Origin of the sequence: Roseateles sp. (genome assembly GCF_039595595.1) — a bacterium.
In the GTDB taxonomy this organism is placed as follows: domain Bacteria; phylum Pseudomonadota; class Gammaproteobacteria; order Burkholderiales; family Burkholderiaceae_C; genus Roseateles.
In genome coordinates this window covers 1-15,305 of sequence record NZ_JBCNLG010000055.1, presented here as the reverse complement: position 1 = coordinate 15,305, position 15,305 = coordinate 1, and the positions used below count along the sequence as shown (strand labels likewise).

The following is a 15,305-nucleotide window of genomic DNA, read 5'->3' as shown; positions in this document are numbered from 1 at the left end:
TGCCCTGCATCCTCAGCCCCGAGATCGCCACGCGCTCGTCGGGACTCAAATGCCGATACGTCTCTCGTCTTTCCATCGCGACACCTTACCTGGGTAGGGGTGTTGCACTTCAGAATTGAGACCGCCCGGGGAAAACCCTGCATTGCTGACCATCCGAACCCTTGATCTCAAGCGGTGACATCTTGGTGATGTTTGAAATTCAACGGCGAGAACCGCCTCTTGCGCGCGCGGAGCACGGCAATTCATCGAGCCAACGCGATACAGTCGCGCCCTGGCCGCAAAGAAGATCAAGGCCATGCGGTGCGTGCACGCGCCGCCAAGACGGGAGGGCTCCATGAACATTTCCATCCATCGCGCCTCGAGCGCACTGTCGCGCGTCACGCGAGGCGCAGCCGCGCGTCGCGCCGTGTCCGCTCCCGCTCGCTAAGCCGCCCGCTCCCATGCATTCGGCAGCAGTCCCGGCCGGATCGCCGCATCCCGTCCTCCGCGCCCTCCTCCCCGTCCCGTCATGCGCCTGACCTCGATCGACTGGCGCGCCTTGACGGACGTCGCCGCGCTCAAGCAACGCGCCTCGCGCGCGCCGACTCCCGTGTGGATCGGCCTCGCGCTGGTACCGCCGTTGCTCACCGGCGCCCTGCTCTTCGCCGCCCGTCAAGCTGAGCGCCTCGCCATCGCGCAGGACAAGGCCGCCCACACCGAGCTCATCGACCTGCGCGCGAAGGTCGCCGCCGCTCCACCCGTCGACGCGTCGCCCTTCGCCACGCGCCTGCCGCTGACGCAGTCTTCCGCGCGCGCCGTCACCCATCTGCGCGAAGCCGCCGAGTCGCAGTCGGTGCTCGTCACGACGATCTCCACCTCGCAGCAGCCGCCGACCGCCAACACCCTTGGCCGCATGAACCTCGACGTCAACCTGCGCGGCAGCTATGCCGCGATCAAGACGGTGCTCGCCGAGGTCCTCGGCCGCGACGCGCAGCAGGCCGTGCTTCAACAGTTGTCCCTTCGCCGAGCGAGCGCCGCCGCGCCCGGCGCCATCGCAAGCCCCGCGGGCGGCGACCTGGAAGCGCGCGTCGTCGCCACCTGGTTGAGCCGCCCCTTGGCCGGACCGGCCTCCGTGTCGACATCGATCGCGCCATCGGTCGTCAACTCGATCGCGACCTCGGCCTCGCAGCCTGCATCCCCGTCGTCATCGGCCTCCGCGCCTGTGGCCGACCGTTGAAAGCGCGTCGATGTTCAAGCGCTCGACCCCACCCTCACCGACGGCGGACACTCCCGCGCCCGGCCTGCGCCCTGGCCTGCGCTGGGCGCTCGGCCTGAGCGCCGCGGCCAGCGCCTGGGCCTTGCTCTCGCCTGCCGATCCTCCGCTGGTCGCCGCGACCGCGCCGTCTCCCGCCGGCCAGAGCCTGCCGGCCACGCCCGCGCCGCGTCCCCCGATCGCGGCGGCCACCTCGCGTCCCGGCGCCCCCGCGCCGCTGCCCGCCGTCCCCCCGCGCCTGCCCGAGCACCCGCTCGAGCCCGCCGACCGCGACCCGTTCTCGATCCCTCAGCCGCCGGCCCCGCCGCCACCGCCGCCCCCTCCTCCGCCACCGCCGCCTCCCCCGCCCCAGGCGCCGCCGCTGAACTACCGCTACCTCGGCCAGCTCATCGACCCTCAAGGCCAGCGCAAGGTCTACCTCGCCCGCGCCGACAAGGACCTGCTCGTCGAGGCCGGCACCCGCCTCGACGAGGGCTACCGCGTCGAATCGATCACCGACGACGAGGTCCGCCTCGTCTACGAACCCCTGCAGCAACGCGCCGTCATCCGCATCCCGCCGCCCGCGCCCGCCCCCTGATCCGCCCGCTCCGATGTCCTCACGCCCCGCCCGCTCCCGCTCCGCCCGGCATCCGGCCGCCTGCACCGCCGCCGCGCTCGCAGTGCTGCTGCTCCTGGCCGGCTGCGCCGAGACCCGCATCCGCGACGAGTCCCGCAAGGCCATGGCCGACGGCCAGTACCAGCAGGCCATGGCCACGCTCGAGAACGGCCTCAAGGAGTACCCCGACAGCACCCCGCTGCGCACCGCGCTGCTGCGCGCCCGCGCCGACACGCAGACCCGCCTGACCTCGCAGGCGCTCGCGCAGCGCGCCGCCGGCCAGTTCGACGAGGCCGCCGCCACGCTGCGCCAGGCGCTCGAACTCGATCCCGCCAACGTGCGCGTGCAATCGCTGCTCGCCGACATGGAGCTCGAGCGCAAGGGCGCCGCCGACCTCGCCGCCGCGCAGCAATGGGTCGACGCCCGCCAGCCCGATCGCGCGCTGCGCGTGCTCGAACAGGCGCTCAAGGACAACCCCCGCCACGGCGGCCTGCAGGACCTGCAGCGCCGGCTGCTCAGCGAGCAGCGCACCGCCCAGGTCCAGGCGCTCAACGGCGTGCTGACCGAGTCGCGACCGATCTCGCTCGACTTCCGCGACGCCAGCCTGCGCACCGTGCTCGACGTCGTCACCCGCCACAGCGGCATCAACTTCGTGCTCGACCGCGACGTGCGCGCCGACGTGCGCGTCACCGTGCTGCTGCGCCAGGCCAAGGTCGAGGACGCGCTGGACCTGATCACCTCCAGCAACCAGCTGGCCAAGAAGGTCATCGACGCGCGCACCGTCGTCATCTATCCCAACACCGCCGAGAAACACCGCGAGTACCAGGAGCAACTGGTGCGCGTGTTCAACCTCGCCAACAGCGATCCCAAGGGCGCCGCCGCCTTCCTCAAGGCGATGCTCAAGATCCGCGAACCCTTCGTCGACGAGCGCAGCAACCTGCTCGCGCTGCGCGACTCGCCCGAGAACATCCAGCTCGCCGAACGCCTGCTCGCCGTCTTCGACAGCGCCGAGCCCGAGGTGCTGCTCGAGGTCGAAGTGCTCGAGGTCAGCGCCTCGCGGCTGAATGAACTCGGCGTCAAGCTGCCGTCCTCGTTCTCGCTCACGCCGCTGGCGCCCGCGGGCACCGACCAGTTGACCGTCGGCAATCTCCAGAACATCAACCGCGACCGCATCGGCGTCGGCTTCTCGCCGAACAACCTGACCGTCAACCTGCGCCGCGAGGTCGGCGACACCTCCACCCTCGCCAACCCCAAGCTGCGCGTGCGCAACCGCGAGAAGGCCAAGGTCATGATCGGCGACAAGATCCCCATCGTGTCCACCACCACCGGCACCGGCGGCTTCGTGTCCGAGAACATCAGCTACCTGGACGTCGGCCTCAAGCTCGAGGTCGAGCCCACCGTCTACGCCGACGACGAGGTCGCCATCAAGATCGGCCTGGAAGTCAGCTCGCTCGGCACCGCGACCAAGACCTCCGCCGGCTCGATCGCCTATCAGATCGGCACCCGCAACGCCAATACGCTGCTGCGCCTGCGCGATGGCGAGACGCAGTTGCTCGCCGGCCTCATCAGCCGCGACGAGCGCTCCACCTCCACCCGCGTGCCCGGCCTCGGCGACGTGCCGGTGCTCGGCCGCCTGTTCTCCAGCCAGCTCGACGACGGCAAGCGCTCCGAACTGCTGCTGGCCATCACGCCGCGCGTGCTGCGCAACGTCAAGCGCCTGAACGCCAGCGAGTCCGAGATGTGGGTCGGCACCGAGGCCTCGCCCAAGCTGCGCCAGGTCGGCGGCCTGCAGTTCAACACGCCGCAGCCGGAGGCCAAGCCGCCTGTGCCCGGCGCACCCGGCACGCCCGCCGCGCCTCCTTCTGCGGCTCCGGCGGCGGCGGCTGGCACGGGTGCCCCGGCGCCGCAGGCATCGCCCGCCGGTCCGCCCGCGCTGCCGGTGCGAAAGACGCCGACGATGTCGCTGGCCGCGCCCGCCCAAGCCAAGGCCGGCGAGACCGTCGAGGTCCGCGTCGACCTGCGCGACGCGTCGCTGCGCGGGCTCATGACGGAAGTCCAGTACAGCGCCGACAAGCTGACGCTGATCGACGCCGAGGAGGATGGCTACTTCCGCAGCGGCGGCGCGGTGACCAGCTTCAGCAAGCGGGCCGAGGCCGGCCGCGTCAACCTCAGCGTGCTGCGCAACCAGGCCACGGCCACGGCAAGCGAGTCCTCGGGCGGCGTGTTCAAGCTGCGCTTCAAGGCCACCGCCGCGGGACGCGCCGAGGTGCGCGTCGGCACCGCGCAGCCGGTCTCGCTTGAACCGGGCAGCGGCCAGCCGGTGCTGCCGATGCCCGCCGTCATCGAGGTGAAGTGACCATGGCACCGCGCCGCGCGTCCGCCTCAGCCCGCCGCCGCGATGGCCGCGCGGCGGGCCTGCGCGCGCGCGGCTTCACGCTGATCGAGCTGCTCGTGTGCCTGGCGATCCTGGGCTTCCTGGCCTCGCTCGCGCTGCCGATGGCCGAGATGACGGTGCAACGCGAGAAGGAGCGCGAGCTCAAGCGCGCGCTCTGGGAAATCCGCGATGCGCTCGACGCCTATCGCGCCGCGCGCGAAGCCGGCGCCGTGCTGGGCCCCGGTGATCGCCCGCCCTATCCCGCCACCTTGCACGAGCTGACCGTCGAAGTGCCCGACGCGCGCGCCGACCGCCAGGGCCAGACGATGCGCTTCCTGCGCCGCGTGCCGCGCGACCCCTTCGCCGAACCCGGCGTGCCGGCCGAGCAGAGCTGGGGTCTGCGCGGCTACCAGTCCGATGCCGACAACCCGCAGCCGGGCCCCGAGGTCTACGACGTCCATTCGATGTCCACCGCCGTCGGCCTCAACGGCGTGCCGCTGAAGCAATGGTGAAAACCGCCATGAGTCAATGCATCAACCGTCGCATCACGGATCGCATCACGGATCGCATCGCCCATCGCATCGCTCGTCGCGTCACGCGCCGTGTCTGCCCGCGCGATCGCCATGCCGGCGCACGCGGCTTCACCGTCATCGAGCTGCTGGTGGTGCTGGCCGCGCTCGCGCTGCTGCTGAGCGTCGCCGCGCCGCGCTATGTGCAGCACGTGGACCGCGCGCGCGACACCGCGCTGCGCCACAACCTGCAGGCGATGCGCGACGCGATCGACAAGTTCTACGGCGACCAGGGCCGCTATCCGAAGGAGCTGCCCGAGCTGGTCGAGCGCCGCTACCTGCGCGCGATCCCGCTCGACCCGGTGACGCAGCGCGCGGACAGCTGGGTGGCCGTGCCCCCGCGCGCTGGCGATGCCAATGGCGCGGGCGGTGGCGCCGGCGATGGCGAGGGCATCGCCGACGTGCGCAGCGGCGCGCGCGGCATCGCGCCGGACGGGAGCAGCTATGCGTCGTGGTGAGCGCGCGTCCGCGAGGCGGTCAACAGCGCGGGGCTATGGCCTTGTCGCCGTGCTCGTGCTGCTGGCGCTGGCCTCGCTCGCGCTGTCGGTGGCGGCGCAGTCCTGGTCGGCCGACGCCCGCCGCGACAAGGAACAGCAGCTGCTGCGCATCGGCACGCTCTACGTGCAGGCGCTCGAACGCTACCGCCGCAGCTCGCCGGGCACCGACAAGCGCCTGCCGCAGGAACTGACGGAGCTGCAGCGCGACGAGCGCTTCGTCGGCACCGTGCGCCATCTTCGCCAGCTCTATCCGGACCCGGTCGGCGCCACCGGCCAGTGGGGCATCGTGCGCGGCGACGACGGCCGCGTGCGCGGCGTCTACAGCCTCAGCGAGGCCGAGCCCTTGATCAGCGGCCCCGTGCGCCGCCCCGGCGTGCGGCTGGCCGCCGCGCGCCGCTATTCCGATTGGAAGTTCGTCGTGGACTCCGAGCAATGAAGGACCAGAACCCCATGCCCCTCATCGAGCCCCTTCCCTCCCGGCTGGCGTCCCGCCTCGCTCCCCCGCGGCCAGGCACCGTCCGCCGCGCCCGCGGCTTCACGCTGCTCGAGCTGCTGGTGGTGATCCTCATCATCGGCCTGCTCACTGGCATCGTCGGCCCGCGCTTCCTGAGCCAGATCTCGCGCTCGGAGGTCACGACGGCGAAGGCGCAGCTGGACGCCATCGACAAGGCGCTGCAGGCCTACCGCATCGACATGGGCCGCTATCCGGAGTCCGGCGAAGGCCTGGCCGCGCTGGTGCGCAGCGACGCCAACGATCCGCGCTGGCGCGGCCCCTATCTCAAGGGCGAGCTGCCCAACGACCCGTGGGGCATGCCCTACCAGTACCGCATCCCGTCGCAGCAGCCCGGCAAGGACTACGAGCTGTTCAGCTTCGGCCGTGACCGCGTCGCGGGCGGCACCGGCGACGACGCCGACATCCAGCTCTGAAGCCGCCACGCTGACACCCCGACTGTTCCCGCTCGCATGAAGCTCCGCGTCCGCCTGCTCGATCCCGTGCGCCTGTCCGTCAGCGAAGAGCTGATGGAGGCGCCGTCGCGTGAAGCGCTCGGCGATCGCCTGCCCGATGGCCGCAAGGTGCTGGGCGCCGAGCCGGTGCGCGATGCCGCTCGCCCGCGCGCGGCCAGCCTGGCGTCCGGTTCCGCGGGAACCGCCACAGCGGCTGGCCTGCGCGCCAACGCGCTCGACATCGCCTGGTGGTGCCAGGAGTTGCGCACGCTGCTGGTGGCCGGCATGACGGTGGTCGAGGCGATCGAGACGCTGCAGGCGCAGTCCGGCGCGGACCCGGCGCGCGCCGCGCTGCAGACGGCCTTGCTGGAGCAGCTCCACCGCGGCAAACCACTGTCGGTGGCGATGGAGTCGCTGGAGCGCTTTCCGATGGTGCTGGTGGCCAGCGTGCGCGCCAGCGAGCGCAGCAGTTCGCTGGCCGAGGCGCTGTCCGAGTACCTGCGCTATCACGAGATGGTCGAGGCGCTGCGCAAGAAGGTCGTCAGCGCGGCCATCTATCCCAGCCTGGTGCTGAGCCTGGGCCTGCTGGTGAGCGGCTTCCTGATCGTCGTGGTGCTGCCGCGCTTCGCATCGATGTACGCGGACCTGCGCGGCGAGATGAGCTGGTCGACGCATCTGCTGACGCTCGCCAGCGTGTTCGTGCGCGAGAACCGCCTGGCCATCGTGGCCGCGGCCGCGGCGCTGGCGTTCCTGGCCGTGATGGCCTGGCGTCAAGGCGCGATCCAGCGCGTGGCGATGCGCGCAGCCAATGTCTTCCCGCCCGTGCGGCGCGCGCTGCGCGAGTTCCGGCTGGCCAAGCTGTACCACTCGATGACCGTGATGTTCCGCGGCGGCTACACGCTCGACGAGACCCTGCTGCGCTGCGAGGGCCTCGTGCTGGGCGAGCGCATGGACGACTCGATGCGCGAGGCGCGCCTGGCGCTGACGCGCGGCGTGCGCGTCTCGGCGGCGCTCTCTGAGTCCGGCCTGACGGACACGGTGACCCAGCGCCTGCTGGCCGTCGGCGAGCGCTCGGGCAACTTCGAGCGCGTGCTGCAGACCATCGCCGAGCGCCACGCCGGCGCCTTCGCCGCCTTCATGGACCGCGCCACGCGCATCGTCGAGCCGCTGATGCTGCTGCTGGTGTCGCTGCTGGTGGGCAGCATCGTGGTGCTGATGTACCTGCCGATCTTCGACATCGCGAGCAGCATCCGCTGAGCGCCTGCCTTCCCCAGATTCCGATGAGAGCCCGCCACCGATGAACGCCGAATCCCGCAAGGAGCGCCAGACGGATCGCCACACGGATCTCCGCCCGGACTTCCGCGCCTCGCTCCAGGCTGCGCGGCGTCAGTCCGCGCAGGCCGGCACCGGGAGCGTGCTCGACCACCTGCTGCGCGAAGCCGTCTGGCGCGACCAGTTGCCGGTGCTGCTGCGCGAGACCGGCGGCATGGAGATGCTGGACGGCGAGACGCGCGCGCTTCCCGATCTGACGCTGTTCGGCGCCGCGGGCGCCGCCCTGGCGCGCCAGCTGCGCGCGGTGCCGGTCCGGCTGGACGGTGATCCCGGCCAGTTGCGGCTCGCGATGGCCGATCCGTGGGACGAGACGGCGCTGCGCCGCGCCGCGCAGGCGATGGGACGGCGCGTGCCGCCGATCGCCGCCACCGGCGCGCGCATCGACGCCTGGTGCGGCGCGACGCCCAGCGCCTCGGCGGCGACGACGGCCGAATCGCCGGACGGCCCCGTGGTGGCCTTCGTCGATCAGGCGCTGCGGCGCGCCTACGAGGTCGGCGCCAGCGACATCCACTTCGAATGCGATCGCCATGGCGTCACCGTGCGGCTGCGGCGCGATGGCGTGCTGATGCCGCATGCGCGGCTCGATGGCGCGCGCCAGGCCGAGGAGGCGATCTCCCGCATCAAGGTGCTCGCGCAGCTCGACATCACCGAGCGGCGTCTGCCGCAGGACGGCCGCTTCCGCGTCGCGCTGGGCGGCGGCGAGCTGGACCTGCGCGTCTCCGTGATCCCCAGCGTCTTCGGCGAGGACGCGGTGCTGCGCCTGCTCGACAAGGCGCAGCTGCGCGATCCGGCCGACCAGGTGTCGCTGGATCTGCTGGGCTTCGACGCGGCCGGCGCAGCCATGATCCGCGAGCTCGCCGGCCTCCCGCACGGCATGCTGCTGGTCACCGGCCCGACCGGCAGCGGCAAGACGACCACCGTCTACGCGGCGCTGTCCGAGGTCAACAACGGCATCGAGAAGATCATCACCATCGAGGACCCGGTCGAGTACGAGCTCGCCGGCGTGCTGCAGGTGCCGGTCAACGAGCGCAAAGGGCTGACCTTCGCGAAGGGGCTGCGCTCGATCCTGCGCCACGACCCGGACCGCATCCTGGTCGGCGAGATCCGCGACGCGGAGACAGCGGAGATCGCGGTGCAATCGGCCCTCACCGGCCACCAGGTGCTGACGACGGTCCATGCGAACAGCGTGTTCGACGTGACCGGGCGCTTCAAGCACTTCGACCTGGACATGTTCGGCTTCATGGCGGCGCTCAACGGCGTGATCGTGCAGCGGCTGGTGCGCTGCCTGTGCCCGCACTGTGCCGGCGAGCGCCCCGCGACGGCGCGCGAGCAGCAATGGTTCATCGACGCGGGGCTGCCCCGGCCGGAGACGATGCCGCGCCCGCAGGGCTGCGAGCGCTGCGCCGGCACCGGCTACAAGGGCCGCCGCGTGATCGCGGAGGTGCACACCATCGATGACGGCTTCCGCGACCTGGTGACGACGGGAGCGCCGGTGTCGGCGCTGCGCGAGCATGTGCTCCGCCAGGGCGTGAGGAGTCTGTCGCAACTGGGCGCGGACATGGTGAGCCGGCGCGAATCGAGCGCGGAGGAGATCAAGCGTGTGGTGGGTTGGTAAGCGCGGGACGGGCAGTTCCCGCGACTCGCGCGACTCGCGCGGCTTGCGCGGCTTGCGCGGCGGACACGCGGCATCGCGCACGGCGATCGCCTACGCCAGCGACGGCGCCGTGCGTCTGGCGCTGGGCGGCGTGACACAGGTCGCGTCAGTGGTGGACGGCCGCGAGGCGGCCCTCGCGGCCCTGGCGGCGGGACTGCGCGAGCTGCCGCGCGGCACGCGGCTGCGCATCGCGGTGGGCGGCGCGGTGTGCCGGCCCTTCCTGCTGCCGGAGATCGATGGCGCCGCCGGCGACGCCGAGTGGCCGGCCATCGCGGCGGCCCTGGTCGAGGACGCCACGGGCCTGCCGCCCGGAAGCCCGGTATGGCTGGACGGCGGTCAGACATCGCCGCGGCTCGCGGTGGCGATCGACGCCGCGTGGCTGCGCGGGATCGAGGCGCTGGGCGGCCGCGCGCTCGACAGCATCAAGCCATGGTGGGCCCTGGCGATCGACGCCAGCACGCCTTCGCCGTTCTCCGCCGGCCTGCATGGCCTGGCGGTCGCCGACAGCGAGATGCTCGTGCTGCTGCTCGCCGATGGCGAGCGCTATCGCGTCGCGCAGACCTATCCGCTCGAGGGCGAGGCCCCGCAAGCGGTGCTCAGCCGCGCGCTGGTGACGCACGACTGGCCGGACGAAGCGGTGCGCCTGATCGAGTTCGACGCTGGCGCGTTGCCGGGACAACCGGTCAGCGATCCGCTGCCTTTCAGCAAGGCCATCCCCCGCGCCAGCGATCCGTCATCAAGCAAGGAGCGCGCGGCATGAGGGCCCTCACCGTGGAGTTCGCACCGGCTCGGCGCCCGGTCGCGGCACTGGCGATCTGGGGCGCGGTCTGCGCGCTGATGGCGATCGGACTGGGCACGGCCGCCTGGCGGTCGTGGACGCATCGGCAAGCCGTCGCGACGCGCGCCGCGAGCGACGCGCAGGAAGCGGCCCGCCTGCGCGCCCAGCTGCGCGAGCGCGCGGACCGCGCCGCAGCCTCGGCGGCGGCGCCGGCCTACGCCCGCGATGCGCTCGCCGTGGCGAAGACTGCCGCCTTCCCGATGCAGCCGGTGCTGCGCTCGCTCGAGACGGTGGCCGTCGACGGCGTGCTCGTCACCGCCATCGAACTCAACGCCGCGCGCGGCGGCGCCGACGTGACGCTGGCGTTCGACGACTACAAGGCGCTGCTCGCCTATCTCGAACTGCTCAACGAAGGCGAGCCGGCGCCGCGCTGGTCGCTGGTGCGGGCCGAGGCGTCCGGCGCACGGCGCCAGGCAGTCATCCGCGCCACCTGGTCCTGAAACAACAACGCCCGCCGGTGCTCTCGCACCGCGGGCGTCGTTCCGGTGAAGGAAGCCGCGAGGCTTACTTGTTCACCGCATCCTTCAGCGCCTTGCCGGCGGTGAACTTGGCCACCTTCGACGCCGGGATGTCCAGCGCTTCGCCGGTGGCGGGGTTCTTGCCGGTGCGGGCGGCGCGCTCGCTCACCTTGAAGGTGCCGAAGCCCACCAGGGCGATCTGGTCGCCAGCGGCCAGCGCTTCGGTGATGGTTTCCAGGGTCGCGTCCAGCGCGGTCGCGGCCACGGCACGGGTCACGCCAGCCTTGTTGGCGATGCCTTCAATCAGTTCACTCTTGTTCATCAATGCTTCCAGTAAAAAACCAGGGTCCGGCTAGCCGGGGGCCGCGATTATCAGTCAGTCCTGACCACTCGCCTGTTTGAAGACGCAACCACCGGCCTTCCAGCCCCGTCATTCGTCCGAATGGCGGACGATGGCGATCCCCATCAAGGGCGGCAGCGTCCCCCCATGAAAAACGCCCCGGGGTGTCCGGGGCGTCGTCGAGGGGGGGGGAGTTCGCGGCTCAGGAGGCCTTGGGGCCATCCTCGGACGGCCAGTCGCGGATGTAGGCCTTGAGCATGCGGTTCTCGAAGTCCTGCGCATCGACCACGGTCTTGGCCACGTCGTAGAACGAGATCACGCCCATCAGTTGCTTGCCGTTGAGCACCGGCATGTAGCGCGCGTGACGGCCCAGCATCATGCGGCGCACTTCGTCGATCTCGGTCTCGGGGGTGCAGGTCAGCGGGGCGTCGTCCATCACGCTGCGCACCAGCCGCGTCCCGACGCTGCCGCCGTTGGCGACCACCGCCTGGATCACCTCGCGGAAGGTCAGCATGCCCACCAAGTCGCCGAACTCCATGACGACGAGCGAGCCGATGTCGCGCTCCGCCATGGTCTCGACGGCGTGGGCCAGGGGTTGGTCCGGGGAGACGGTGAAGAGCGTGTTGCCCTTGACGCGCAGGATGTCTGAGACTTTCATGGCCGCAGGAGAAAAAGTTGGCTGCCAACATAGCACACAATGCCCGGCGCCAGACCTTGCCGGTCATCACAACAAGCAGGAGACCCCCATGTCAGGTCCATCCGACCCGGGCTTTGATACCTTGGCGCTACACGCCGGCGCCGCGCCGGACCCCGCCACCGGCGCCCGCGCGGTGCCGCTTCACCTGAGCACCTCGTTCGTGTTCGAAAGCGCCGAGCAGGCCGCGGGCCTGTTCAACATGGAGCGCAGCGGGCACGTCTACTCGCGGTTGTCGAACCCGACCACGGCGGTGCTGGAGGAACGCATCGCCGCGCTGGACGGCGGCGCTGGCGCGATCGCCACGGCCAGCGGCCAGGCGGCGCTGCATCTGGCGATCGCGACGATCGCGGGCGCGGGCGACCACATCGTGGCCTCGAGCGCGCTGTACGGCGGCTCGCACAACCTGCTGCACTACACGCTCAAGCGCTTCGGCATCTCGACCACCTTCGTGCGCCCCGGCGACCTGGACGGCTGGCGCGCCGCGATCCGCCCGCGGACCAAGCTGCTGCTCGGCGAGAGCCTGGGCAACCCGGGACTGGACGTGCTCGACATCCCGTCGATCGCGCAGATCGCGCATGAGGCGCACCTGCCGCTGCTGGTCGACGCGACCTTCGCGACGCCCTATCTGCAGCAGCCCATCGCGCTGGGTGCGGACCTGGTCCATCACTCGGCGACCAAGTTCCTGTGCGGGCACGGGACCGTCGTGGGCGGGCTGCTCGTCGACGGTGGCCGCTTCGACTGGGAACGGGCCCACGCGGCGAGCGGCGGGGAGCGCCGTTTCGCGGAGCTCTGCGAGCCCTATGACGGTTTCCACGGCATGGTGTTCAGCCAGGAGAGCACCGTCGGCGCCTTTCTGCTGCGCGCGCGGCGCGAGGGCCTGCGCGACTTCGGCGCCTGCATGAGCCCGCACACCGCCTGGCTGATGCTGCAGGGCATCGAGACGCTGCCGCTGCGGATGCAGCGCCATGTGAGCAACGCGCAAAAGGTGGCCGAGTTCCTGGAGGCGCAGGACCTCGTCGAGCGCGTGAACTATCCGGGGCTGGCCTCGCATCGCGACCATGCGCTCGCCAGCCGGCTGCTGCCCAAGGGCAGCGGCGCGGTGTTCAGCTTCGACCTCCAGGGCGGCCGCGAGCCGGGCCGGCGCTTCATCGAAGCGCTGCGGCTGTTCTCGCATCTGGCGAACGTGGGCGATGCGCGCTCGCTGGTGATCCATCCGGCGTCGACGACGCATTTCCGGATGGACGACGCAGCGCTGGCGGCCTCGGGCATCGGCGCCGGGACGATCCGGCTGTCGATCGGCCTGGAGGACCCCGACGACCTGATCGCCGACCTGAAGACCGCATTGAAAGTGGCCGCGAAATGAGCGCGATGACCCTCGACGTCCAGGGCCGTCAGGCCTATGCCTACACCGGCGGCAAGCGCTTCGACGCGGCGCTGCCCTGTGTCGTGTTCATCCATGGCGCCTTGCACGACCACAGCGTCTGGACGCTGCTGGCGCGGCACTTCGCCCATCACGGGCGGAGCGTGCTGGCGGTCGATCTGCCCGGGCATGGCCGCGGCGCGGGGCCGGCGCTGGCCGACGTGGCATCGCTCGGCGGCTGGATCAACGCCGTGCTCGACGCGGCCGGCGTGACGGCGGCGGGCGCGGTCTCGCTGGTCGGGCACTCGATGGGATCGCTGATCGCGCTCGAGGCGGCGGCGCAGGCGCCGGCGCGCGTGGCGCGGCTGGTCATGGTCGGCACCGCCTGGCCGATGAAGGTCTCCGACGCCCTGCTGAACACGAGCCGTGAGCGGCCAAGGGCCGCGATGGCGATGGTCAACGCGTTCTCGCATTCGACGACCGCGGGCAAGCCGTCCTACCCGGGACCGGGCGCGTGGCTGCACGGCGGCAACCTCGCGTTGATGGAGCGGATGCAGGACGGGTATGCGGCGTTCGGCAATCTGTTCGAGCACGACTTCCTGGTCTGCGATCGTTACCAGGGCGCGCCGGAGGCCGCGGCGAAGGTGACCGCGGCCGGCCAGGTGCGCACGCACCTGATCCTGGGCGCGAAGGACGCGATGACGCCGCCGAAGGCGGCGAAGCAACTGACGGAGATGCTGGGCGCGCGCGTGCAAACGCTGCCCGCCGGGCATTCACTGATGTCCGAGGCGCCGGAAGGGATGTTGAATGCGCTGAAGGCGGCGCTCGACTGAGCGCCGTTCAATGAACGGGCAGGCCCCGCGCGGGGCCTGGCCAGGAGACCGCCATGAGCACCAGCCCCCTGCCCCACGCGCCGCACGAGCCGGACACGACAGCGGAGACGACGGCGGACCGCGTGAAGGCGATGCGCAGCTTCGCGGAGTTCTATCCGTTCTATCTCGGCGAGCATCGCAACACGACCTGCCGGCGGCTGCACTTCGCCGGGTCGACGCTGGGCCTGATGTGCCTGGCCTACGCGCTGGCGACGCAGCGATGGGGTTTCGTGCTGGTGGGGCTGCTGTGCGGCTACGCGTTCGCGTGGGTCGGCCACTTCGGCTTCGAGAAGAACAAGCCGGCCTCGTTCAAACGCCCGCTGTACAGCTTCATGGGCGACTGGGTCATGTACAAGGACATCTGGACCGGGAAGATCCCGTTCTGACCCGGCGAGACCGGCCGTGGCCGGCCTCGCCGCAGCAGCGTCCGATCAGTTGGCGCTGGCCTGGCGATCGCGATGGATGCGCGCGCTCTGATGGTTCTCCGTGCGCTGCACCCGCACCTGCTCGGCACTCGAGATGTGGCCGTTGTGAGCGGAGGCCGCCTCCTTGCGGGTCACCTGCGCCTGGCCGTGTTCCAGGCTGCCCACTTCCCGCCGGGACAGCGAACCGTCCTGCAGGCCCGCTTCGATGCGGCGTTGCTGATTGACGTTGCGCTCGACGTCCGCCTCCATCCGCTTGGCGGAGCGCGAGTTCGGCGACGCCACCTGGCCGTTGTTCTCGAGCTTCGTGATGTCGGCGCTGGCGTGGTTCTGAGCGGCGCGCAGGCGTGCGCGTTCCGCGCTGGACAAATGGCCGTCCTTGAGTTCCTGCGATTGCAGCTTGTCGATGCGGCTTTCCTCGCGCTCGAGCTTCCCGGCTTCCTTGACCGTGAGCTGGCCGCTCTTGAGGCCATCCTCGATGCGGCGCTGTTGGTTGACATCCCGTTGGACGGTGGTCGCCGTGGACTGCGCGAAGCTCGCGGCGCAGGCAGTCATCAGAACGGTGGCCGTCAGCAGTCGAGCGTTGAACTTCATGTCGATCCTTCCTTTCGTGGGAAACGCAGGCAGCCCTGCGACGACACCACAACGCCTGGGCATTCGAAGCAGTCGACACAAAGGGCCGGCAACGACGGCAATGAAAGGTAAAGAAGCGCGAAGCGCGACAGGGTTCAGGCGAAGGGATCGTCAGCTCAGCAACGCCTTCGCCGCCTCGACCCTCGAGGCGATCGGCACGGAGACATCGTTCATCACATGCAGCAGGAACGCTCGCGGGTCGCTGAACGCCGCGGGCGGCGTCAACGCAGCCGCTGACTCCGGCACGCAGGGACTTGCAACAGCGCTCACCGGAGCCGGGTCTTGCCTCCCCGCTCGACTCAGCTGAGAAAGCGCCGTATCCCACTCCTGAGGGGTGATGCTCTTCAGCGCCTTGAGCAGGTCCGCCTGCCCTTCCACCCCAGGAGGGATATCCAGCCAGGTCGCCTCGACGAAGACGGGCGCGAGATCCGGTGCGACGAACGCTGACCATTGCCCTTCCTTGATCT

The 15,305-nt window shown here is 71.0% G+C and carries 17 protein-coding genes and 1 pseudogene; 14 read left to right on the top strand and 4 right to left on the bottom strand.

Translation table 11 applies throughout. From position 1 onward, the window contains the following. Nucleotides 1–508: 508 nt before the first annotated feature. Genes ABDW61_RS26240 through ABDW61_RS26190 form a run of 11 tightly spaced genes read left to right on the top strand, consistent with a single transcriptional unit; the run spans nt 509 to nt 10,496 of the window. Nucleotides 509–1,216, top strand: a complete 708-nt coding sequence (locus tag ABDW61_RS26240; RefSeq protein ID WP_343643015.1) for a hypothetical protein — start codon at nt 509–511, stop codon at nt 1,214–1,216. Between the two features lie 10 nt (nt 1,217–1,226). Continuing rightward, nucleotides 1,227–1,829 carry a hypothetical protein gene (locus ABDW61_RS26235; RefSeq protein WP_343643014.1) on the top strand — a complete coding sequence of 201 codons (603 nt, stop codon included), beginning with the start codon at nt 1,227–1,229 and terminating at the stop codon, nt 1,827–1,829. A 13-nt stretch (nt 1,830–1,842) separates the two neighbouring features. Then, complete coding sequence (locus ABDW61_RS26230) at nt 1,843–4,203, top strand: secretin N-terminal domain-containing protein (RefSeq protein WP_343643013.1); 2,361 nt, start codon at nt 1,843–1,845, stop codon at nt 4,201–4,203. Nucleotides 4,204–4,205: 2 nt separating this feature from the next. After that, nucleotides 4,206–4,733, top strand: coding sequence for a type II secretion system protein (locus ABDW61_RS26225; protein ID WP_343643012.1), 528 nt, complete (start codon nt 4,206–4,208; stop codon nt 4,731–4,733). 8 nt (nt 4,734–4,741) lie between these two features. Next, nucleotides 4,742–5,248 carry a prepilin-type N-terminal cleavage/methylation domain-containing protein gene (locus ABDW61_RS26220; RefSeq protein ID WP_343643010.1) on the top strand — a complete coding sequence of 169 codons (507 nt, stop codon included), beginning with the start codon at nt 4,742–4,744 and terminating at the stop codon, nt 5,246–5,248. Nucleotides 5,249–5,297: 49 nt separating this feature from the next. Then, a complete protein-coding gene (locus tag ABDW61_RS26215; protein ID WP_343643008.1) occupies nt 5,298–5,723 on the top strand; it encodes a type II secretion system protein in 426 nt (141 codons plus the stop codon). A gap of 14 nt (nt 5,724–5,737) precedes the next feature. Beyond that, nucleotides 5,738–6,214, top strand: a complete 477-nt coding sequence (gene gspG / locus ABDW61_RS26210) for a type II secretion system major pseudopilin GspG (RefSeq protein ID WP_343643006.1) — start codon at nt 5,738–5,740, stop codon at nt 6,212–6,214. A gap of 36 nt (nt 6,215–6,250) precedes the next feature. After that, nucleotides 6,251–7,489, top strand: a complete 1,239-nt coding sequence (locus ABDW61_RS26205) for a type II secretion system F family protein (protein ID WP_343643005.1) — start codon at nt 6,251–6,253, stop codon at nt 7,487–7,489. A gap of 40 nt (nt 7,490–7,529) precedes the next feature. Beyond that, nucleotides 7,530–9,179, top strand: coding sequence for a GspE/PulE family protein (locus ABDW61_RS26200; RefSeq protein WP_343643004.1), 1,650 nt, complete (start codon nt 7,530–7,532; stop codon nt 9,177–9,179). Further along, complete coding sequence (locus tag ABDW61_RS26195) at nt 9,163–9,978, top strand: hypothetical protein (protein ID WP_343643002.1); 816 nt, start codon at nt 9,163–9,165, stop codon at nt 9,976–9,978. Before ABDW61_RS26200 ends, ABDW61_RS26195 begins: the two co-directional genes overlap by 17 nt. Then, the gene (locus tag ABDW61_RS26190) at nt 9,975–10,496 is read left to right on the top strand and encodes a hypothetical protein (protein WP_343643000.1); all 522 of its coding nucleotides are present in this window, start codon (nt 9,975–9,977) and stop codon (nt 10,494–10,496) included. The genes ABDW61_RS26195 and ABDW61_RS26190 overlap by 4 nt, the downstream gene beginning before the upstream one ends. Nucleotides 10,497–10,560: 64 nt before the next feature. On the opposite strand, the gene ABDW61_RS26185 is transcribed toward ABDW61_RS26190, so the two are convergent. Both ABDW61_RS26185 and ABDW61_RS26180 read right to left on the bottom strand, forming a co-directional pair. Further along, on the bottom strand, nt 10,561–10,836 hold the full coding sequence (locus ABDW61_RS26185; RefSeq protein WP_279761319.1) for an HU family DNA-binding protein: 276 nt from the start codon (nt 10,834–10,836) through the stop codon (nt 10,561–10,563). A gap of 220 nt (nt 10,837–11,056) precedes the next feature. Further along, nucleotides 11,057–11,512 carry a CBS domain-containing protein gene (locus ABDW61_RS26180; RefSeq protein ID WP_343642999.1) on the bottom strand — a complete coding sequence of 152 codons (456 nt, stop codon included), beginning with the start codon at nt 11,510–11,512 and terminating at the stop codon, nt 11,057–11,059. Between the two features lie 88 nt (nt 11,513–11,600). On the opposite strand from ABDW61_RS26180, the gene ABDW61_RS26175 reads away from it, so the two are divergent. The 3 genes from ABDW61_RS26175 (at nt 11,601) to ABDW61_RS26165 (ending at nt 14,169) form a co-directional block, all read left to right on the top strand. After that, nucleotides 11,601–12,914, top strand: a complete 1,314-nt coding sequence (locus ABDW61_RS26175; RefSeq protein ID WP_343642997.1) for an O-acetylhomoserine aminocarboxypropyltransferase — start codon at nt 11,601–11,603, stop codon at nt 12,912–12,914. Nucleotides 12,915–12,919: 5 nt separating this feature from the next. Then, nucleotides 12,920–13,744 (top strand): alpha/beta hydrolase, encoded by an 825-nt coding sequence (locus ABDW61_RS26170; RefSeq protein WP_343643018.1) that lies wholly within the window; start codon nt 12,920–12,922, stop codon nt 13,742–13,744. Nucleotides 13,745–13,875: 131 nt separating this feature from the next. After that, entirely contained in the window at nt 13,876–14,169 is a 294-nt protein-coding gene (locus tag ABDW61_RS26165) for an Mpo1-like protein (RefSeq protein WP_343643016.1), read from the top strand. Nucleotides 14,170–14,214: 45 nt separating this feature from the next. Here the strand turns inward: ABDW61_RS26165 and ABDW61_RS26160 are convergent, their stop codons facing one another. Then, complete coding sequence (locus ABDW61_RS26160; RefSeq protein ID WP_343642995.1) at nt 14,215–14,799, bottom strand: hypothetical protein; 585 nt, start codon at nt 14,797–14,799, stop codon at nt 14,215–14,217. 150 nt (nt 14,800–14,949) lie between these two features. Then, nucleotides 14,950–15,305 (bottom strand): annotated as a pseudogene (locus ABDW61_RS26155) (hypothetical protein); the annotation flags it as partial.

Bases quoted from the DNA above. Each gene is read 5' to 3' on its own strand.
- ABDW61_RS26240 (WP_343643015.1), top strand. From the start codon at position 509: ATGCGCCTGACCTCGATCGACTGGCGCGCCTTGACGGACGTCGCCGCG.
- ABDW61_RS26235 (WP_343643014.1), top strand. From the start codon at position 1,227: ATGTTCAAGCGCTCGACCCCACCCTCACCGACGGCGGACACTCCCGCG.
- ABDW61_RS26230 (WP_343643013.1), top strand. From the start codon at position 1,843: ATGTCCTCACGCCCCGCCCGCTCCCGCTCCGCCCGGCATCCGGCCGCC.
- ABDW61_RS26225 (WP_343643012.1), top strand. From the start codon at position 4,206: ATGGCACCGCGCCGCGCGTCCGCCTCAGCCCGCCGCCGCGATGGCCGC.
- ABDW61_RS26220 (WP_343643010.1), top strand. From the start codon at position 4,742: ATGAGTCAATGCATCAACCGTCGCATCACGGATCGCATCACGGATCGC.
- gspG (WP_343643006.1), top strand. From the start codon at position 5,738: ATGCCCCTCATCGAGCCCCTTCCCTCCCGGCTGGCGTCCCGCCTCGCT.
- ABDW61_RS26205 (WP_343643005.1), top strand. From the start codon at position 6,251: ATGAAGCTCCGCGTCCGCCTGCTCGATCCCGTGCGCCTGTCCGTCAGC.
- ABDW61_RS26200 (WP_343643004.1), top strand. From the start codon at position 7,530: ATGAACGCCGAATCCCGCAAGGAGCGCCAGACGGATCGCCACACGGAT.
- ABDW61_RS26190 (WP_343643000.1), top strand. From the start codon at position 9,975: ATGAGGGCCCTCACCGTGGAGTTCGCACCGGCTCGGCGCCCGGTCGCG.
- ABDW61_RS26185 (WP_279761319.1), bottom strand. From the start codon at position 10,836: ATGAACAAGAGTGAACTGATTGAAGGCATCGCCAACAAGGCTGGCGTG.
- ABDW61_RS26180 (WP_343642999.1), bottom strand. From the start codon at position 11,512: ATGAAAGTCTCAGACATCCTGCGCGTCAAGGGCAACACGCTCTTCACC.
- ABDW61_RS26175 (WP_343642997.1), top strand. From the start codon at position 11,601: ATGTCAGGTCCATCCGACCCGGGCTTTGATACCTTGGCGCTACACGCC.
- ABDW61_RS26170 (WP_343643018.1), top strand. From the start codon at position 12,920: ATGACCCTCGACGTCCAGGGCCGTCAGGCCTATGCCTACACCGGCGGC.
- ABDW61_RS26165 (WP_343643016.1), top strand. From the start codon at position 13,876: ATGCGCAGCTTCGCGGAGTTCTATCCGTTCTATCTCGGCGAGCATCGC.
- ABDW61_RS26160 (WP_343642995.1), bottom strand. From the start codon at position 14,799: ATGAAGTTCAACGCTCGACTGCTGACGGCCACCGTTCTGATGACTGCC.